A 19,014-nucleotide genomic window follows, 5' to 3' on the forward strand; every position below is an offset into this window, starting at 1 on the left:
GCTTCCTTCCCACCCCACCTCACGGTGACGCAGTTGCCATTGACTAGGTCTTAAACCACCTTCTCGACCAGAGGACTTTCACCTCCAAGCAAATGCCCATGCTGGGCGTACTGAAAAAAGCACCCATCCACCAAAGGTGAACGGGTGCTTTTTTGTAAAGAAAGAAGATTTACTTCTTGTTACGACGCTGGTGACGCGTCTTGCGAAGCTGCTTGCGGTGCTTCTTCTTGGACATCCGCTTGCGGCGCTTCTTAACTACTGAACCCATGAAAGTTCCTCACAAACTGCATAGAACAACCTCGAATGAGGCCGTAAACGATTAGGTCGACCGATCTCAGGAATCGGTCAAAGCCGAAAATGGATCTTTCCTAGGGTACCGCCTTTACCCTGTATGCGCCGAACCGGGGTTAGTATGCGGACCTGTGCCATCCACCACTGCCTGGCGCAAATAACTTTCGTCGGCGTTCACTGGGACCCGATATGACCTTCCGAAGCGCACTGCGGGCAGCTCGCCAGCATGCACCCTACGGTAGATGGTCATCTTCGAAACACGCATGAGTTCGGCCACTTCTTGCACTGTCAAGAAGTGAACATCGGAGAAATTCTGCTCCTGCGTCATGGTTGCCTCGGTATTCACTTTCCCTAAAATGACGGCTCCTGGCGGCTTGTGCGCCTTCTGCCCGTAGCGCTAACTCTAGGGGCAGAAGGCGGCTTCGGGGAAGTCTTCACCGCCGTATGAAGCCAAAGCTTAGGCCGTCGCTGCACCCGTGCGGCGGGCGCGTGAAGCGTCGGCCAGCTTGGATAGGACGTCTGCTGTGACGTCCCAATCCATGCACGCATCCGTGACGCTTTGGCCGTACACCAGCTCGGCAGTGCCCGCAGCAACAGCTTCCACCTTCAGGTTCTGGGCACCGCCCACCAGGAAACTTTCGAGCATGACGCCGGCAATGGTGTGTGCGGAATCGTCGCCAGATTCCAGCTGGGCACCAATTTCAAGGGCCACTTCTGCTTGGCGGTGGTGGCTCTTTCCCGAGTTGGCGTGACTGGCATCCACGATCAGACGCGGGTTGACGCCTGCGCCAGCGGCTTTCTCCGAGGCCACAGCCACATCGGCCGCCTTGTAGTTGGGACCCTTGCGGCCACCGCGCAAAATCACATGAGTATCCTGGTTGCCAGCCGTGCTGACCAGGGAGGCACGGCCGTTGCCGTCAATACCGAGGAAAGACTGCGCAGCGCTGGCCGCATTGCACGCATCCAGAGCAACTTGCAGGTCACCGTCAGTGCCATTCTTGAAACCGATGGGCATGGACAATCCGGAGCTGAGCTGGCGGTGAATCTGGCTTTCGGTGGTCCTGGCCCCAATGGCGCCCCAGGAAATCAAATCTGCCGTGTACTGCGGGCTGATCGGTTCAAGGAATTCGGTGCCCGTGGGCAGACCCAATGCGGCCACGTTCAGCAGGAATTCGCGCGCCATTTCCAGACCGGTCGCGACATCGTGGCTGCCATCGAGTGCAGGATCGTTAATGAGACCCTTCCAGCCCACCGTGGTGCGCGGCTTTTCGAAGTAGGCGCGCATGACAATGAGGAGGTCTTCCTCGTGGGCTTTGGCGGTTTCGGCCAGAAGGGCGGCGTATTCCAGCCCTGCCTTGGTGTCATGGATGGAGCAGGGGCCCACCACCACCAGAAGCCTGTCATCGAGGCCGTCCATGATGGCCCGGACCTGATCACGGCCACGTTCGACGACGTTAGAGGTGTGAGCGTCCAGCGGCAGCTTTTCTGCCAGCTGGGCAGGTGACGGCAGTTCGGTGAACTGGCTGACGCGCAGATTTGCTGTTGTAGCTGTTGCGCTTGTTGCGGGGGTTTCGGTGGCTGCGGTGATGCTCATGGGGAGAGTTTCCTTTTACGAAGCTGGCAGCGAGCCCCTTTTCAGAAACCCGCCTGGAAATGGCGAAGGACAGAGAAAAGATTCTCTGTCCTGTTGGCTCTGAAGGTGATGGGATGCGTGTCAGTTAGACGCGGGCCCCTCCAGAGCCAACGAAAAATACGCATACCAACGGTTTGTCATGTCCACACCATATGCCGATGTTTATGCGGCCAGCAAATCGGCCACGTAATGAAGCTGGCGGACCCAGTGATGTTCCTGGCCACCTTCGTGATTATTGAAACGGTAGTACTCCATGTTTTTAGCCGGTTGCAGCGCAGCGTGGCGGCCGTAGGCGTTGTAAGAGCCATAGACGGTCGATGGCGGGCAGACATCATCCAGACCTGCGCAGGAATACAGCGCGGGGGCGGTGCAGCGGCGGGCGAGGTGCACGCCGTCGTAATAATTCAGCACCTCTAAGCTGCTCTCGTAGGAGGTGCGGTGACGCTTGTGAAAGGCGGCAATTTCTGGGTACGGGCCGCGGACAGCGAGGTCAATCGAGCGCGAGAAGTCCTGCAGAAAGGGGACATCGGGCATGGTGGCAATGACACCGTCGAGCCTGCCAGCGGCGAGGCCTGCTGCCGCGATCGCGAGCCCACCGCCTTGGCTGATGCCGGTAACTATGACCTTGTTTTCATCGATTTCGGCGTGAGATTGTGCCGCTTCAATGGCACGGAAGGAGTCAACGTAGGCGCGGCGATAGTAGTAGTCCTCACGGCTGCCAATGCCTCGGGTCATGAGGCCCGGATGGGCCACTCCCCCGGCGGACGGGTGCGGGTCCGGGGTGTCCCCCAGTATTCCGCCGTAGCCTTGGCCGCGCGTGTCCATGATGAAATGCGCGTAGCCGGCCTGCGCCCAGGCTGTGTCCTGCTGGACTAGCCCGCGTCCACCGGAATAGCCGATGTACTGGACCACCACGGGCAGCTTTTCACCGGGGGTGCGGTTCGCCGGAAGGTGCAACCAACCCTTGATCTCGTCCCCGCCGAATCCTGCGAAACGAGCGTCAAAACTATCGATGAGCGGCAGCAAGTTCTCCACCGGCTCAAAGCTGGCGGCCAGCTCAAAGCTGCGGGCCTGCGCAATGGTGTCATCCCAGAAAGAGTCAAAGTCTTCCGGCGCGGTGGCAGTGGATTCGTGGCGTTCCAGTTGCTCCAAGGGCAGGTCGAACAGTGGCATGGAGATACTCCGCTTCGGTCGATTTCCGGCGTCAGCGCCGGACAGTACTTTCCGAAGACATCCTATGTCCTACTTGCCGAAAATGGGCGCCCTTGTGCCAACTTTCTGAATTCGGTTAACGAATTGAGCGGGGTTGCTGGCAGGGCTGGGCCGCCAGGGCTGCCAGGGCTGCCGGTGGGGCAGCCCTGGACAAGCTGCGTTAGCAGCACTGGCGGCCACTACTAGCCGCCAGTGGGCAGCTAACGCAGCTGTTTACCGAAGCGGGTTGAAGTGCCGCATGGTCGCTGGCCGTGTGCCGCCAGTCAGCTCCGCAGCGACCATCTTGCCTGTAAGCGGACCCAGCGCGATCCCCCACATGCCATGACCGCCAGCGACGTGGACGCGCGGAGATCGCGTGGCTCCCACCAGCGGGAAACCGTCGGTGGTGCAGGGCCGGGATCCCACCCATTCCTCGGCGCGATCCTCCCAGTTAATCCCGGTGAACATGGGTGAGGCCGCCTCTACGATGGCCTTGATGCGCCTCGGATCCAGGGGCGCATCGGGATCTCTGAACTCCATCATTCCGGCCACCCGGAACCTATCGCCCAGCGGGGTGCAGGCCACTCGTTGGGCGGGAAAGTAGATGGGGTGGCTGGGCATGGATTCGGGGATCACCGTGAAGCTGTAACCGCGACCGGCCTGAACCACTCGCTTGACACCAAATTTGCTCGCTAGCGATCCCAGCCAGGCACCCGTGGCGAGGACGACGGCGTCGGCCGTCAGGGAGCGGCCTTCCGAGCCGATTACTTCGACGCCTGTTCCGGTGTCACGGACGTCCATGACATTGAAGGACTTAACCAAGGTGGCGCCGCGGGCAATCACCGAATCGGCGAGTGAGTGCATGAAAGTGGGCGGGTCAATGAAGCGCTGGTTGCTGATTTCAATCCCAGCCACCACACCGGCACCTAGGGTGGGCTCCAGCTCGCGGATTTGCTCGCCGGAGATGAGGTTGAAGTCCACCGTGCCACCGGTTTCGCGGATCACATGGAATTCCTTCACCAAAGCGTCGCGGTCTTTCATCGAGGCAAAGCCTGTCAGGAAGGGAGTTGCCTCGTGGGTTGGCTCGGCAACACCGTGACTGCCGGCCGCTATTTCGGCAAAGGCGTCTATCCCGGAACGGCCTAGCTCAGCGAAGACTGCCATGGCTGCGCGCCACTTTCCCGGCGTGCAGTTACGGGCAAACCCGAGCAGGAATTTTAAGAGCGACGGGTCGGTGGAGAAGGGAATATACAGCGGCGACGCCGGATTCAGCATGGCTTTGAGTCCGTAAGTGAGCACGGAGGGTTCACTCAGGGGCAACGTCAGTGCTGGCGTAAGCCATCCCGCGTTCCCCCATGAGGAGCCCGAGGCCACGCCCTCACGGTCCACGACGGTGACCTTGACTCCCCGCTCCTGTAAATACCAGGCAGTAGATAGCCCAATGATTCCCGCACCAACAACCACTACATGCTCAGGCGCCTTTGCACTGACCACGATTCACTCTCCTCGCGCGTTGGTCGGCCCCTTTTTGCGCCGACACTATTCCCAGCGTAGCCGTGTTTCTCTGAGCCGTGGATAACGGCCCCGGACCACCCCTACGGCAAGGCTTTAACCTCAACCCTGTTGCCACCGAGGCGAAAGATACCAACCCCTTCCTGAGGGCCATTCTTGCGGGAGCGGGAGACCTCAAATGCCAGCAATGGGACGCTCATTTTCTCAGTCATGGCAGCTTCCCGCCTGCCGGACGGTCAATGGGGCATAATGAAGAATTAGCAAGAATGAATCGATACAATATATTTTTGACGGCCCGTTCGCGCTCGGCGACGACTGTTGCTGACTTAGCTATCTCAGTAGTTCGCGCAGCCAACACCGCACCCTCCCCGCTATTAACTCTTCCCCCTGCCGCCCAACATCATGCAAGGAACCTTCATGCTCCATGTTTCGCTTCAGCCACCCGAACCTCCCCTGGCGGGCCATCTCCGGATGGGAACTGGCAGCCCGAACCCGGGCGGCAAAAAACAGGACGTCGCACTAGCCGGTGGCATCCACACCAACAGTCAGCACCTGGTCAAGTACGGCAAAGCGTGGTTCCCCATCATGGGCGAATATCACTACGGCCGGCAGGATCGAGCACACTGGAAATCTGGGCTGGAACGTATGAAGCAAGGCGGCATCACGGTGGTCTCCACCTATGTCTTCTGGCATCACCATGAAGAACGCCGTGGCCAATTCCACTGGTCAGGTAACCGCAATCTCCGCGCTTTCGTGGAACTGTGCGAGGAGTTGGACCTAGACGCTGTGGTTCGCATTGGACCGTGGGTCCACGGCGAAGCCCGCAACGGCGGATTCCCGGATTGGCTCCAGGAATTACCCATCGAGCACCGCAGCAACGATCCCGAATATCTGATGCACGTCAAGCCATTTTTTGCCGAGATTGCGCATCAGCTCAGGGGCTTGTATAGCGGACACGGAAACAGCACCGACAGGAACAGCGGAGACAAAGACACCGGCGAGAACGGCGGCCCCATCGTCGCCATCCAGTTGGAGAACGAGCTCTACGACCAGCCCGAACACATCCTCACGCTCAAACAAATGGCCACCAGCCTCGGCATGACTCCCCCGCTATGGACGGCAACGGCGTGGGGCGGCGACCAGCTTCCTGCCGGCGAGGTACTCCCGCTTTACGGCGGCTACCCCGAAGCATTTTGGGAGGATGCGCATCCCGGTTGGGCTCGTGGCAGCCGCAAGCACTACTTTTTCAGCAACATCCGCGATGACCACTCCATTGGCGCGGACCTGCGCTCCACCGCGGCCAGCGATGAGGACAGCGACGATGCCCTGTATCCGTACGCCACGTGCGAGCTCGGCGGCGGCATGCCCTCGGCCTATCACCGCCGCCCCATCATCCCCGCTCAGGACGTCGCGGCGCTTGCCCTGTCGAAGATTGGCAGCGGCTCCACGTGGCAGGGCTATTTCATGTACCACGGCGCCACTCAGGGCATGGGGCAGGATTCCACCTTGCAGGAGTCTCAAGCCACCGGTTATCCCAACGATCTGCCCGTCATGAGCTACGACTTTCAGGCGCCGCTGGGTGAGTACACTCAGGTCCGCGAGTCCTATCACCGGCTACGCGCGCAGCATTTGTTTCTCGCCGAGGCTGGCGAGCAACTGGCCACCATGCCGATGACCCTGCCCGCCAGTGTCCCAGAAGGGCTCGATGACACTCACACCGTCCGGTGGGCCGTGCGCAGCGACGGGCACAGCGGTTTCATTTTCGTCAACAATTACCAGCCGTCAACCGACGCACTCCCCGCTCATGACGGGGTGCAGTTCAGCCTCACGCTAGCCAATGACGAACACCTCGTGGTGCCCAGCCAGCCCATGAACCTCCCGGCCGGGGCGCACTTCATCTGGCCGTTCAACCTGCCCTTGGGCGGCGGCGTTACCCTCCTGAGCGCCACAGCACAGCTCATCACGAGCCTGCCAACCGAAGCCGGGATCTGCCACGTCTTCTCCCGCACCTCCGGCATTGCCGCTGAGTTTGTGGTGCAGCTTCCCGCGGACGACGGCGGCCCGCACCGCACGCTCCGACCGCACGTTCCGCTGGGGTCAGCTCATGTGCTGCTGCAGCTCACCGACGGCGTCAGCGTGCTGCTCGTGGATGAAGCAGCCGCATTGCGCCTCTGGAAGGTGGAATTTGCGGGTAGAGAGAGAATCGTCCTGGCCGATTCCTTGGTGGTCTCCGATCGAGAACTTCTGCTCGATGCCGCCCCTGAACAGGTGGTGGGTTTCTTCCCGCCCCTCGAACAGCTGCGGGTGACCGCAGAAGCTCCACTGCTGACGGCGAGAATTGACCGGGCACCGAATCGGGGCCCCTTCAGCACGTTCTCAGTGACCGTCCCAGCGGCTCCACTCGAAACGGCTCTGGACGTGCGGCTGGAAAAAGCAGCTGCCGGACCCGCGCCCATCCGCGCTGGTGGCCTCCACCAGAGGGCATCGGCACCTGTGGACACGGACTACATTAACGCTGCACACTTCCACATCAAGTTCACGCCCGAAGAGCTGGCCACCGGCCCCGACAATCTGCTCCGTATCGACTGGACGGGCGATTGCGCACGCGCATACGTCAACGGCCAGCTCATCTCCGACAACTATTGGAACGGCTTGCCGTGGGACATTGACCTGAGCGCTCACCGTGAAGACCTACTGCGCCACGGTCTGAGCATCCAGGCTTTCCCCTTCAACCCCGAGGCCGCCATCTACGTCGAGGAGTCCATCCGCCCCCGGACCACCACACTCGAGATCCACACCGCGCGCATTCTGCACCGCCAAAAAATTCAACTCTCGGCAGGCTGAAGGCAACCTCCTGCCGCAGCACTTGGGCACTATTAGTGCTGTGGCAGGTACTGGATTCCAGGCTGGCTCGCGGCAATAATCGCGCGCAAATCGGTGAGTGAACTCGGGGCAGCACCGGCGGCCCGCGCCTGAGCGAGCACGTTGCCTAGAGCAGTGGCCTCTACCGGTCCGGCCACCACCGGCAGCGACGTTGCGTTGGCTGTGAGCTGACAGAGCAATTCATTTTGCGAGCCACCGCCCACAATGTGGATCACATCGACGCTCTTTCCAGACAGCTCTTGGGCCTGCATCAGAGTTTCTGCATAGGCGGCAGCCAGGCTGTCCAAAATGCACCGCACGACGGCGGCTGGCTCGACGCCCAGCGCCCCTCCCCTTGCGTGCACCGCGGCACGGATGCGCTGTGGCATGTTTCCGGGGGCGATGAAGTCCGCCGAATCCACGTCAATTCGCGGCCCGCCAGCAGGCTCAGCCGCAGCGGCAGCCAACAACTCAGGCAAGTCCAACAGCTTAGGCAAGGACAGCGTGGCGGAGGAGGCGCTGGAAGCCGGAGTCCCGGCGTCGTACGCTTCCTGCTCCCAGGTCCGCATTGACTCGCTCAGCAGCCAGAGCCCACCTACGTTGCGCAGGTAGCGAATGGTGCCATCCACGCCGCGTTCATTGGTGAAGTTCGCCAGCCGGCTCGCCTCACTCAGGACAGGATTAGCAAGCTCAACCCCCACCAGCGACCATGTGCCGGAGGAGATGTAGGCAAAGTTGGGGCCAGTGGCAGGAACGGCAGCTACGGCAGAGGCGGTGTCGTGCGAACCAACCGCCACCACCTTTGTAGTGACCGGAAGAGAGGTCTGAGCGGCAATTTCAGGGCGCAAAGTACCGATGGTTTCACCGGGCTCGATCAGCGGCGGGAACAACTCCGCCGGCAAGTCCAGGGCTGCCATAAATTCCGTGGCCCACTCCCCCGCCACCGCGTCAAAGAGACCCGTGGTAGAGGCGTTGGTGGACTCGGTCCGGCGCGCACCACTTAGTTTGTAGGCCAAGAGATCCGGGATCAGCAAAGCTTGCTGGCCGGCCAGATCCGGCTCCGCCGCCACTTGGTAAAGCGTGTTGAACGGCAGATGTTGCAGCCCTGTGGTGGCATAGAGCTGCTCCGTGGAGATCCGTTCGTGAACGCCAGCTACCTGGGTTGCGCCCCGCCCGTCGCGGTAGCTGAAAGGCTGGCCGGTGAGATCACCCGCAGCATCGAGCAGGCCATAATCCACAGCCCAGGTATCGATGCCGATACTCTCGATGACTCCATTTGCTGCGGCAGCAAAATCCGCGGCTTTGCGCAGGCCCGTGAGGACCTCGGCGAAGAGCCCGTCAAAGTTCCAGTGCAGGCTGCCGTCACGTTCAATAACGCCGTTGGGAAAGCGGTGCACCACATGCAGCTGCGCAGCTCCGGCGCCAACTTCACCAACAATGACGCGTCCGGAGGATGCACCAATGTCGACGGCGGCGAACAACGCAGACGATGTAGCTTCCGAGGCAAGCTCAGGCACCGCTTCCCCAACACCACTCATCGCAGGAAGGCTGCGGCTACGCCGGCGTCCACGGGGATGTGGAGTCCGGTGGTGTGGGAGAGTTCTGCACTGGTGAGTACGGCGGCGGCGTTGGCCACGTTTTCTGGCAGGACTTCACGCTTGAGCAGAGTCCGCTGAGCGTAGTATTCACCCAGGTTTTCCTCGTCCACACCGTAAACCGCGGCGCGCTTGGCACCCCAACCGCCGGCGAAGATACCGGAGCCTCGGACCACGCCGTCGGGGTTAATACCGTTGACACGGATCCCGTATTCACCGAGTTCAGCGGCGAGCAGGCGCACCTGGTGAGCCTGATCAGCCTTGGTCGCTGAGTAGGCGATGTTGTTAGGGCCCGCGAACACCGAGTTCTTGGAGGAGATGTAAATGATGTCTCCACCCATGTCCTGTGCGATCAGGACCTTCGCCGCAGCCTTGGAAACCAAGAAGGAACCCTTGGCCATGACGTTGTGCTGGAGATCCCAATCCTTCTCGGAGGTTTCCAACAACGGCTTGGAGATAGACAAACCGGCGTTATTGACCACCAGATCCAGCCCACCAAAAGCCAGCACGGCGGCGTCAACAGCGCCCTGCACAGCAGCCTCATCCGTGACATCGGCACGGATACCGATGGCCACAGCCGGGCCACCCAATTCCAGCGCAACGGCCTGAGCTGCTTCCAGGTTCAAATCTGCAATAACAACGCAGGCACCCTCCGCCGCGAGACGCGTGGCAATGGCCTTACCAATGCCTGAGGCGGCACCGGTCACCAAAGCAATACGGGTCGCATGCGACTTCGGCTTGGGCATCCGAGCCAGTTTGGCTTCTTCCAACGCCCAGTACTCGATGCGGAACTTCTCCGCCTCATCAATCGGCGCATAAGTCGAGAGCGCCTCAGCGCCGCGCATGACGTTGATGGCGTTGAGGTAGAACTCGCCCGCCACGCGTGCGGTCTGCTTATTGGCACCGTAGGAGAACATGCCAACACCGGGCACCAGCACAATGGCCGGGTCAGCGCCACGCATGGCCGGTGAATCCGAAACAGAATTGCGGTCATAGTAGGCCGCGTAATCGGTGCGGTACTCGGCGTGAAGTTCCTTCAGGCGTGCAATGGAATCTTCCACGGAAGCATCTGCTGGCAGATCCAGGATGAGCGGCTTGACCTTGGTCCGCAGGAAGTGATCCGGGCAGCTGGTCCCTAGTGCTCCCAAGCGCGGGTGCTCGGCGGATGCCAGGAAGTCCAGAACTGCGGCGTCATCATTGAAGTGACCCACAGCGGCCTTATCCATCGAGGCCAACCCACGGATAGTTGGTGCCAGTGCAGCAGCCTTGGCCAGACGCTCAGCCTCGGGCAACGCACCGTAGCCGGGCAGGTCCGCGCCGAAGGGGTCCTTGTGGCCGTTCGCGGCAATGAAGTTCTCTGCTGTTTCAATCATCCACAGCGAGTTAGCCTCGGCCTCTTCACTCGTGGCGCCCCACGCCGTAATGCCGTGACCGCCCAAGATCACGCCAACAGCTTCCGGGTTTCCGGCCTTGATCGCAGCAATATCCAGACCCAGCTGGAAACCAGGACGACGCCACGGCACCCACGCCACCTTGGCACCAAAAATCGTGGCCGTGAGTGCTTCACCATCAGCGGCAGTGGCAATCGCGATACCAGAATCCGGGTGCAAATGATCCACATGAGCGGCATCGACGAGGCCGTGCATGGCCGTATCAATCGAGGGCGCAGCACCGCCCTTGCCATGCAAGCAGTAATCGAAAGCTGCCACCATCTCATCTTCACGCTCAACACCCGGGTACGTGTTAACCATGGCTCTCAAACGGTCCAGGCGCAGCACCGCCAAACCGGATTCCTTCAACGTACCCAAGTCTCCGCCGGATCCCTTGACCCAGAGAAGCTCCACGTCCTCACCCGTCACAGGATCAACAGCGGTGCCCTTGGCAGAGGTGTTGCCACCGGCGTAATTGGTATTGCGCTTATCCGCGCCCAAACGATTCGATCGTGAAATCAGCTGTGCCACCGTGTCGGCGCCGGTCTGTGCAGTGGCGGGGGCCGCCGTCGTGCTCGTTGCTTCAGTCATTTTCATGCTCCCCAACCGGCCTGGGTTCCGCCCACGCGCTCTTCGTTGATCTTCTTCTGGTAACCGCTGGCAGCAAATTCGGCCAGCGGATTTGCGGGCAGGCCGCGGGATTCACGCCATGATGCCAGTGTTGGGCGAACATCGGTGTAGAAAGCGTCAGAGAAGATCTCATTCGCTCCCAGAACATCTCCGGCGTTCTGCGCTTCGGTCAGGGCAACGCGGTCCACCAGCAATGCACGGGCCGTCATTTCCTGCACGTTGAGCACGGAGCGGATCTGGCCGGGGATCTTCTCCTCCAGGTTGTGGCACTGATCCAGCATGAGAGCCACGCCGGAGTCTGCGCCCAAACCATCGCCACGGATTACTTCATACATGATGCGGAAGAGCTGGTACGGATCGGCGGCGCCAACAATCAGGTCATCGTCGGCGTAGAAGCGCGAGTTGAAATCGAAGGAGCCAAGCTTGCCCAGGCGTAGCAACTGAGCCACGATGAACTCAATGTTGGTGCCGGGGGCGTGGTGGCCGGTGTCGAGGCAAACCAGCGCCTTCTCGCCCAAAGCCAATGTCTGAGCGTAGGAAGTACCCCAGTCCGGGACATCCATATGGTAAAAAGCCGGCTCAAAGAACTTGTATTCAAGCACCATGCGCTGGTTATCGCCGAGGCGCGCATAGATTTCCTGCAACGACTCCGCGAGGCGATCCTGACGGCCGCGCATATCGCCCTGTCCCGGGTAGTTGGTGCCGTCGGCGAGCCAGATCTTCAAGTCACGGGAGCCGGTGGCGTCCATGACATCAATGCACTCAAAGTGGTGATCAATGGCTTGGCGACGAACCGCCGCGTCCACGTGAGTCAACGAGCCGAACTTGTAAATATCATCTTGGAAGGTGTTTGAGTTCACGGTTCCCAGACCAACGCCCTGCTCCGTGGCGTAGGCGTTGAGGGCGTCATAATCTTCCACCTTGTCCCACGGGATGTGGAGGGCAACCAGCGGGGCCAAGCCGGTGAGCCTATTGACTTGAGCGGCGTCGGCGATCTTCTCTTCAATGGTGCGGGGCGTACCCGGGGTACCAAACACTTTGAAGCGGGTACCGGAGTTGCCATACGCCCACGAGGGCACCTCAATAGCTAGATCATCTAGGCGGTTCAGCGCCGTTGCCATATCCGTCATTTGTTGATTCCTTCTACATCGTTGCCAGCCGTTGCCAGCTGTTGTTCAAGATTAAAAACTTCTTCCAGCACAATGAACCCTTCATCGGGGTTGGTGTCCGACGCCGGGAAGAGACTTGCCATTTCGGCCTGCCACCGGGCATTGACTTGGGTCAGGGCCATCCGGGCGCGTGCCGCATCAAGGTCATCGCAGTCCACGAAGCCAATCAGGAGCCCGTCCGCACCTAGGTGCAGCGTGTAGTCATTCCAGCCAGCAGCCTTGAGTTCCCGGAGCATTTCTGGCCACACCGCCGCGTGCCGTTTTTTGTACTCGATCAGGTTCTTGGGATCGACTTTGGACCGAAAGCAGACTTTCACGGCACTCCCACTCTTGAAACGATTCATTGTTACGATTCAAAGTACACTTGCATGCAAAGTGATGTCAACCATGGTCCTGCAGGAAACTGCGGCCTGAACCTCGAATCTGGAGTACTACATGCGGTCAGCAAGCATCAAGGATGTTGCAAGCCATGCCGGTGTTGCCGTGGGCACCGTTTCTAATGTCCTGAACTACCCTGGCCGCGTAGCCCAGAAGACCCGCGACCGTGTGCTGGATTCAATTTCCGAACTTGGTTTTGTCCGTAATGACGTGGCCCGCCAGTTGCGGGCTGGCCACAGCCGCACCATTGGACTCATCGTCTTGGACATTGGTAACCCCTTCTTCTCATCGGTATCCCGCGCCGCGGAAGACTCGGCCGCGCAGGGCGGCAACGCTGTGGTTCTTGGCAATAGTGGCCACGACAGTCAACGCGAAGGGCACTACATTGAGCTCTTTGAGGAGCAGCGCGTCCAAGGGCTGCTCATTTCCCCTGTCGAGGAGAATTCCAAGCGCCTGACCGCCCTCTCGGAGCGCGGAACAAAGGTGGTGCTGGTGGACAGCACCTCAAGCACCGGCGAATTCAGTTCCGTCTCTACCGACGATATTTCCGGCGGTTACATGGCTACCCAACATTTACTGAACATCGGCCGCCGAAAACTCGCGTTCGTAGCCGGACCGCAGCAATTCCACCAGGTCACGGACCGCCTCGCAGGCGCCAGACGCGCCGTTGCCGAGGTAGCCAGCGCCACACTTGAAGTTCTGCAAGCCAGTGACCTGACGGTTCTGGCCGGACGCGAAGTAGGAGACTCCCTCGCAGAACGCGAGCCTAGCGAACTGCCCGATGGATTATTTTGCGCCAACGATTTGCTCGCCCTAGGGGTCATGCAGTCACTGACCATGCTGCGCACCTTGCGGATTCCCCAAGACGTTGCGCTAGTTGGTTATGACGATACTGATTTTGCCGCCTCAGCCGTGGTTCCGCTGACCTCCATTCAGCAGCCCACTGCCTTGATCGGGCGCACAGCCATTGAGCTCCTCACCGAGCAAGTCGAAAACCCCAAGGCACAACCCCGCGCCGTGGTCTTCAAGCCTGAATTGATAGTGCGGGCCAGCACCCTCGGGTAGCCACTCACAGCCACTTTCTTCACGAGTCCATCGAGACTATCGAGACTATCGAGTCCATTACGCGCGTTGCGCCCGCCGCGCCTGCTCCGCTCGCAGGTCTTTCGCCCCACCTTCATGGCCCCGGCAGGCCTCACATGGTCCAACTAAAAATGTGGCGTTGACCACCTCCATCCATTTTTGATACGTTTCATATCAGCATGAAGGCCACGCCTTCTGCTCACACGCTAAGGGCCCCAAGTAGCAGCTTTGGCCCCCGCTTCTGAGTTACCCACACTCTCCCGGAACACACCTCAAAAGGATTCTCGTCATGGCCAGCACGGAACACTCCGCTTCCCCACAAGCTCCAGCGACCCGCGTTGCGCTGGTGGGGGTACATGGCTTTGGTACTCACCATTTGGTCAATCTTGACCGGCTCGCGGCGGCAGGTCTCGTGGAACTGGTGGCTGTTGCCGATCCCAACCCGCCGGCTCCGGGCCGTTTGGCGGAGCATGTGGCAGTCTTCAATGACTTGGAGCAGTTACTGGCTGCCGGGACGGCACCGGAAATCATCATCATCGCCACCCCCATCCAGACCCATGCCACGCTGGGCTTGGTAGCGCTGGCATCGGGCGCCGATGTCTATTTGGAAAAACCCACAGCAGCTTCCATGGCCCAATTCCAGGAACTACGTGAAGCTGCCGCGCAAGCAGGCAAGGCTGTCCAGATCGGCTTCCAATCGTTGGGCTCACTTGCCCTGCCGGCACTGGCTACTTTAATAGCCGACGGCGCTCTGGGCACCATCCGCGGCTACTCCGCGTCAGGTATGTGGGTGCGCGACAAGGCTTACTACCAACGTTCCCGCTGGGCAGGTAAACGCACTATCAACGGTGTGGACGTGGTGGATGGTGTCACTACCAATCCGTTAGCCCATGCGGTGGCTACGGCTCTTCATATTGCCGGCATCAATTCGGCAGAAGCTATTGAACGGGTCGATACCGATTTGTACCGTGCCCACGACATTGAAGGGGACGACACCTCCACGGTTCGCATTGTTCCCCGCCAAGGTCCCGCGGTGATGGGCGCCCTGACGGTGTGTGCTGCCGCAGAATCGGACCCATTCGTCACGGTTCACGGCACTGGAGCCCAAGCCGTTTTCTACTACACCGAAGACATTTTGGAAATAACCACCCCAGCAGGCACTGTTCGTCAGGAGTTTGGCCGGACCGATCTTCTGGAAAACCTCATTGCCCACCGGAACCATGGCACGGCTTTGTTGAGCTCTTTGGAGAACAGCGGCGCGTTTATGAGCGTTCTCGAAGCCGTCCGCACCGCCGAAGACCCCGCCCCCATAGCGCCAGCCCACCTGGACTGGATCGGCGAGGGCTTGGCTGCCCACCCGGTTGTCAAAAATATTGACCAGTGGATAGCACGGGCTGTTGCAGCACAAGCCACCTTCAGCGAAATTGGTGCACCCTGGGCTCGAGCTGTCCCGCCTCAGAAATCAATGAGCATCTCTGGCGTTCCGCTCGCTGATGAAATCAGTGGCCGGAACATCGCCCAAACACTATCCCCCCGCCCCTATCTGCACCCGGTCACCACCCGTGAGGGCACCGTGGTTACAGCGGCTATGCCGTTGGATCACCCGTGGCACCTAGGCGCAAGCGTTGCCATCCCGGCAGTGAATAACGTGAACTTCTGGGGCGGGCCAAGCTTTGTCCGTGAAACCAACTCCTACCAATGGCTTCCGGACCACGGCGTGGTGGTGGTGAACCATTCCACCGAAGACAACGGTTCCTACCGCCAAGAATTGTCATGGCAAGCTCCGGACGGAACACCGCTGCTCCACGAAATACGAACCTGGTCTTGGCATGAGGCAGATTTGGGGGCCTGGACGCTGCTGCTGAACTTTGTTCTTTCCCCGGCATCAGACACACCGGTGGTGCTGGGCAGTCCCGGCTCCAACGGCCGCGAAGCCGCCGGATACGGCGGATTCTTCTGGCGCTTCCCTCCTGCGGAGAAGGTGCAGGTGCAGACAAACACCCACACAGGCGAGGACGCCGTCAATGGAACTACCGCCCCATGGCTCGCCTTTTCGGGCGAATTCGGCGGCAAGGAAGCAACTCTGGTTTTCACCGCACCGCCTGAGGCGCAGGACCCATGGTTTGTTCGTTCAGATGACTATCCGGGCGTTGGCTCATGCCTAGCCTGGGACAAACCCGTCACACTGCATCCCGGGGAACCACTCTCCCGGACCATCACCGTCACGGTGGCCGACGGCCGCATGACTGAGGAACAGATCCAGCGCTGAAGCAACACCCACTGAACTTCATCATGGTGACCGCGTCCACCCAAACGGTCATCTAGGAATCACTCAAAGCCGTTCAAGGCACCCAACCCCAAGGAGCTACATGCCCTCCCTGACTCCCAGGTCTTCCAGCCATCCCGCAGCCGGCACCGGCGCGCTCCCCACAGCGGAGGAATCTGCCAGCACCTTACGGATGCAGCAGTTCTGGAACAAAATCCCGGGCATCGCCTATGGTGCCGACTACAACCCGGAACAGTGGCCCGCTGAGGTGCACCATGAGGATCTGGAGTTGATGCGCCAAGCCGGTGTCAATGCGCTCAGCGTGGGCATCTTCTCCTGGGCGTGGCTGGAACCTGCCGAAGGTGACTACAACTTCAGCTGGCTCGATGAAATCATGGACAACCTCGCCACGGCCGGGATCAACGTTGCCCTCGCAACCGCAACAGCGGCGCCGCCCGCATGGCTGGTCCGCAAGCACCCAGAGATCTTGCCTGTCACCATGGACGGCACCACGCTGGGACCGGGCTCACGGCGGCACTACTCTCCGTCGTCGTCCGTCTACCGCGGGTACGCCGCGAAAATGACACGCGTCCTCGCCCAGCGGTACAAGGACCATCCGGCGTTGGCCTTGTGGCATGTGGACAACGAGCTGGGCTGCCACGTCTCGGAATTCTACGGCCCCGAGGACATCGCGGCCTTCCGCAGCTGGCTGGAACGGCGCTACGGCACCATCGACGCCCTCAACGAGGCTTGGGGCACCGCCTTCTGGTCCCAGCGCTACGGCAGCTTTGCCGAAATCCTGCCCCCAGGGAACGCCCCCACCACGTTGAACCCCACTCAGCAGCTGGACTTTGCGCGCTTTAGTTCATGGGCCTTCATCGATTTTTACAACATGTTGGCCGCCGTCATCCGCGAGGTCACCCCACTGATTCCCACCACCACCAACTTCATGGCCAGCAGCGCCACGAAGGCATTGGACTACTTTGACTGGGCCAAAAACGTCGATGTGATCGCCAACGATCACTACTTGGTGGCGGCCGATACTGAACGCCATATCGAGTTGGCTTACAGCGCCGATCTGACCCGCGGAATTTCCGGCGGCAAACCGTGGATGCTCATGGAACACTCCACCTCGGCCGTGAATTGGCAGCCCCGCAACATGCCCAAGATGCCCGGGGAAATGCTCAGAAACTCGCTGACCCATGTAGCCCGCGGAGCGGATGCCGTGATGTTCTTCCAGTGGCGCCAAAGCAAGGCGGGCTCGGAGAAATTCCACTCGTCCATGGTTCCTCACGGCGGAACCAACACCCGGGTCTGGCGCGAGGTGGTGGAACTTGGCTCCGCTTTGACGCAATTGGCGTCCATCCAAGGCTCCCGAGTGGAGTCCCGCGCAGCCATTGTCTTTGACTATGAGGCGTGGTGGGCCAGCGAATTGGATTCCCATCCCAGCACCGATGTGCAGTATCTGGACATGCTGCGCGCGTTCCACCGCTCGCTGTTCCTGCGCGGCATCACAGTGGACTTTGTGCACCCGGACGCCGCCTTGGAGAACTATGATCTGGTCTTCGTTTGCACCCTCTACAACGTCACCGACAGCGCCGCAGCGAACCTTGCCGCCGCCGCTCAACGCGGGGCAACGGTGCTCATCAGCTACTTCAGTGGGATCGTCAATGAGAACGACGCCGTCCGTCTAGGCGGCTACCCCGGCGCCTTCCGCGAATTGCTGGGTATCAACGTCGAAGAGTTCCATCCCCTCCCCGAGGCCGCCACAGTTGCGCTGGACAACGGCAACGCGGGAAGTATTTGGAGCGAACACGTTCACTTGGCCGGCGCCGAGGCGAAGGTCTCCTTCACGGCTTACCCGCTTGCTGAAGTACCCGCCATCACCCGCAACACCGTGGGGGCTGGGTCCGCCTGGTACCTCGCCACATTCCCCGACACGGCCACTTTGGAAGGCTTGGTGGATGCCCTGCTGGAAGAATCTGGCATCGCCGCTCCCAGCACGGCAACTGCCGGAGTTGAGTTGTCCCGACGCGTGCATGCCGATGGCCGCAGCTTCCTCTTCGCCATCAACCACAGTGACCTCGAGGCAGCAGTGAGCGCCCAAGGAACCGAGCTCATCAGCGGAGCCGCCTTCACCGGCGTCGTAGCACCCGGAGCAGTCGCCGTGATCGCCGAATCCTAAGCCACACAGCAAAAAGCCGGTGGCCTTGCAGGAAATCCTGCAAGGCCACCGGCCTTTTGCTGTACTACTCGCTTCGCTTGCTTTGCTAGCTCGAGACGGTGCGGTACCGAACACCAACAACGGCCAGCACCAGCGCTCCGGGAACAATAAAGACCAGTGGCGGCAGCATCCAGACAAACGTCACAGCCATAGCCATGGCTGCCAGTAACAAGATTGAACCGGAGATATCACCGGCCGCATCAACTTTGGCCTGTGCCCATGCACCTGACCAGACATCCTTGGCACGTACAGCTGTGGCTGGTGCACCATTAGTTGGCACCTCCTTGACGAGCAGCTGCGCTGCCTCACGTTCAACCTGCCACAAGGCTGCTGTGCGCAAGAGCACCACCGCCAACCCAGCAACCAGAACCACCGTGGCAACGAGGACAGGAGTTCCGCCGGGCAGTTGCTCCGAACCAGCGAGCAAGGCATTGATGGCTGCCACCGCGGCGGCCACCAAGGTGATCAGACCGAAGCGCCAGCTTCCGGGCCATGCCGCCCGGAAGTCGCTCCACAGAGAGGCCACACTGTCGCTTCGGCCTGCCACATGGCGTTCCATATGAGCGGAACCCGCAGCGAAGGCTGCCGGGGCAGTCACCACAGGAAGCGCCAGCACAAACAAGCACACTCCTAGCAACAGGGTCTCGCTGAGGAGAGCGAACTTGTTGACTTTGGGCGCCGCCGTCGCGGCTAGCCTGGCATTGCGTGCCTGCCGGGATTCTTTGCCGGAACGGAGTGAGGAAGCCATTT

At 60.6% G+C, this 19,014-nt stretch carries 14 protein-coding genes; 4 read left to right on the forward strand and 10 right to left on the reverse strand.

All coding sequences use genetic code 11. The features are described 5' to 3' along the window. Positions 1 to 169 precede the first annotated feature (169 nt). From ACX80D_RS08650 to ACX80D_RS08670, 5 genes are all read right to left on the reverse strand, one after another. A complete protein-coding gene (locus ACX80D_RS08650; protein WP_074712200.1) occupies positions 170 to 268 on the reverse strand; it encodes a 30S ribosomal protein bS22 in 99 nt (32 codons plus the stop codon). 114 nt (positions 269 to 382) lie between these two features. Continuing rightward, a complete protein-coding gene (locus tag ACX80D_RS08655) occupies positions 383 to 619 on the reverse strand; it encodes a helix-turn-helix domain-containing protein (RefSeq protein ID WP_459322330.1) in 237 nt (78 codons plus the stop codon). 129 nt (positions 620 to 748) lie between these two features. Continuing rightward, complete coding sequence (locus ACX80D_RS08660; protein ID WP_459322256.1) at positions 749 to 1,885, reverse strand: 3-deoxy-7-phosphoheptulonate synthase; 1,137 nt, start codon at positions 1,883 to 1,885, stop codon at positions 749 to 751. A gap of 201 nt (positions 1,886 to 2,086) precedes the next feature. Next, positions 2,087 to 3,097: an acetylxylan esterase gene (locus ACX80D_RS08665; protein WP_459322257.1), complete on the reverse strand. Its 1,011-nt coding sequence runs from the start codon at positions 3,095 to 3,097 to the stop codon at positions 2,087 to 2,089. 252 nt (positions 3,098 to 3,349) lie between these two features. After that, a complete protein-coding gene (locus tag ACX80D_RS08670; RefSeq protein WP_459322258.1) occupies positions 3,350 to 4,609 on the reverse strand; it encodes an NAD(P)/FAD-dependent oxidoreductase in 1,260 nt (419 codons plus the stop codon). A gap of 435 nt (positions 4,610 to 5,044) precedes the next feature. Between ACX80D_RS08670 and ACX80D_RS08675 the strand changes: the two genes are divergently transcribed. Continuing rightward, the gene (locus tag ACX80D_RS08675) at positions 5,045 to 7,471 is read left to right on the forward strand and encodes a beta-galactosidase (protein WP_459322259.1); all 2,427 of its coding nucleotides are present in this window, start codon (positions 5,045 to 5,047) and stop codon (positions 7,469 to 7,471) included. A 32-nt stretch (positions 7,472 to 7,503) separates the two neighbouring features. Here the strand turns inward: ACX80D_RS08675 and ACX80D_RS08680 are convergent, their stop codons facing one another. From ACX80D_RS08680 to ACX80D_RS08695, 4 genes are read right to left on the reverse strand one after another with little or no spacing between them, the layout of a single operon-like run. After that, on the reverse strand, positions 7,504 to 9,027 hold the full coding sequence (locus ACX80D_RS08680; protein ID WP_459322260.1) for a rhamnulokinase: 1,524 nt from the start codon (positions 9,025 to 9,027) through the stop codon (positions 7,504 to 7,506). Further along, on the reverse strand, positions 9,024 to 11,105 hold the full coding sequence (locus ACX80D_RS08685; RefSeq protein ID WP_459322261.1) for a bifunctional aldolase/short-chain dehydrogenase: 2,082 nt from the start codon (positions 11,103 to 11,105) through the stop codon (positions 9,024 to 9,026). The genes ACX80D_RS08680 and ACX80D_RS08685 overlap by 4 nt, the downstream gene beginning before the upstream one ends. 2 nt (positions 11,106 to 11,107) lie before the next feature. Then, a complete protein-coding gene (gene rhaI / locus ACX80D_RS08690) occupies positions 11,108 to 12,274 on the reverse strand; it encodes an L-rhamnose isomerase (protein ID WP_459322262.1) in 1,167 nt (388 codons plus the stop codon). Continuing rightward, positions 12,271 to 12,630 carry an L-rhamnose mutarotase gene (locus ACX80D_RS08695; RefSeq protein ID WP_459322331.1) on the reverse strand — a complete coding sequence of 120 codons (360 nt, stop codon included), beginning with the start codon at positions 12,628 to 12,630 and terminating at the stop codon, positions 12,271 to 12,273. The genes rhaI and ACX80D_RS08695 overlap by 4 nt, the downstream gene beginning before the upstream one ends. A gap of 118 nt (positions 12,631 to 12,748) precedes the next feature. On the opposite strand from ACX80D_RS08695, the gene ACX80D_RS08700 reads away from it, so the two are divergent. The 3 genes from ACX80D_RS08700 (at position 12,749) to ACX80D_RS08710 (ending at position 18,225) form a co-directional block, all read left to right on the forward strand. Then, entirely contained in the window at positions 12,749 to 13,756 is a 1,008-nt protein-coding gene (locus ACX80D_RS08700) for a LacI family DNA-binding transcriptional regulator (protein WP_459322263.1), read from the forward strand. A 307-nt stretch (positions 13,757 to 14,063) separates the two neighbouring features. After that, the gene (locus ACX80D_RS08705; protein ID WP_459322264.1) at positions 14,064 to 16,043 is read left to right on the forward strand and encodes a DUF6807 family protein; all 1,980 of its coding nucleotides are present in this window, start codon (positions 14,064 to 14,066) and stop codon (positions 16,041 to 16,043) included. Positions 16,044 to 16,233: 190 nt separating this feature from the next. Next, positions 16,234 to 18,225, forward strand: a complete 1,992-nt coding sequence (locus ACX80D_RS08710; RefSeq protein WP_459322332.1) for a beta-galactosidase — start codon at positions 16,234 to 16,236, stop codon at positions 18,223 to 18,225. An 85-nt stretch (positions 18,226 to 18,310) separates the two neighbouring features. On the opposite strand, the gene ACX80D_RS08715 is transcribed toward ACX80D_RS08710, so the two are convergent. Next, entirely contained in the window at positions 18,311 to 19,012 is a 702-nt protein-coding gene (locus ACX80D_RS08715) for a Poxvirus protein I5 (RefSeq protein WP_459322265.1), read from the reverse strand. Positions 19,013 to 19,014 lie beyond the last annotated feature (2 nt).

It is taken from the genome of Arthrobacter sp. Sr24 (genome assembly GCF_054511175.1).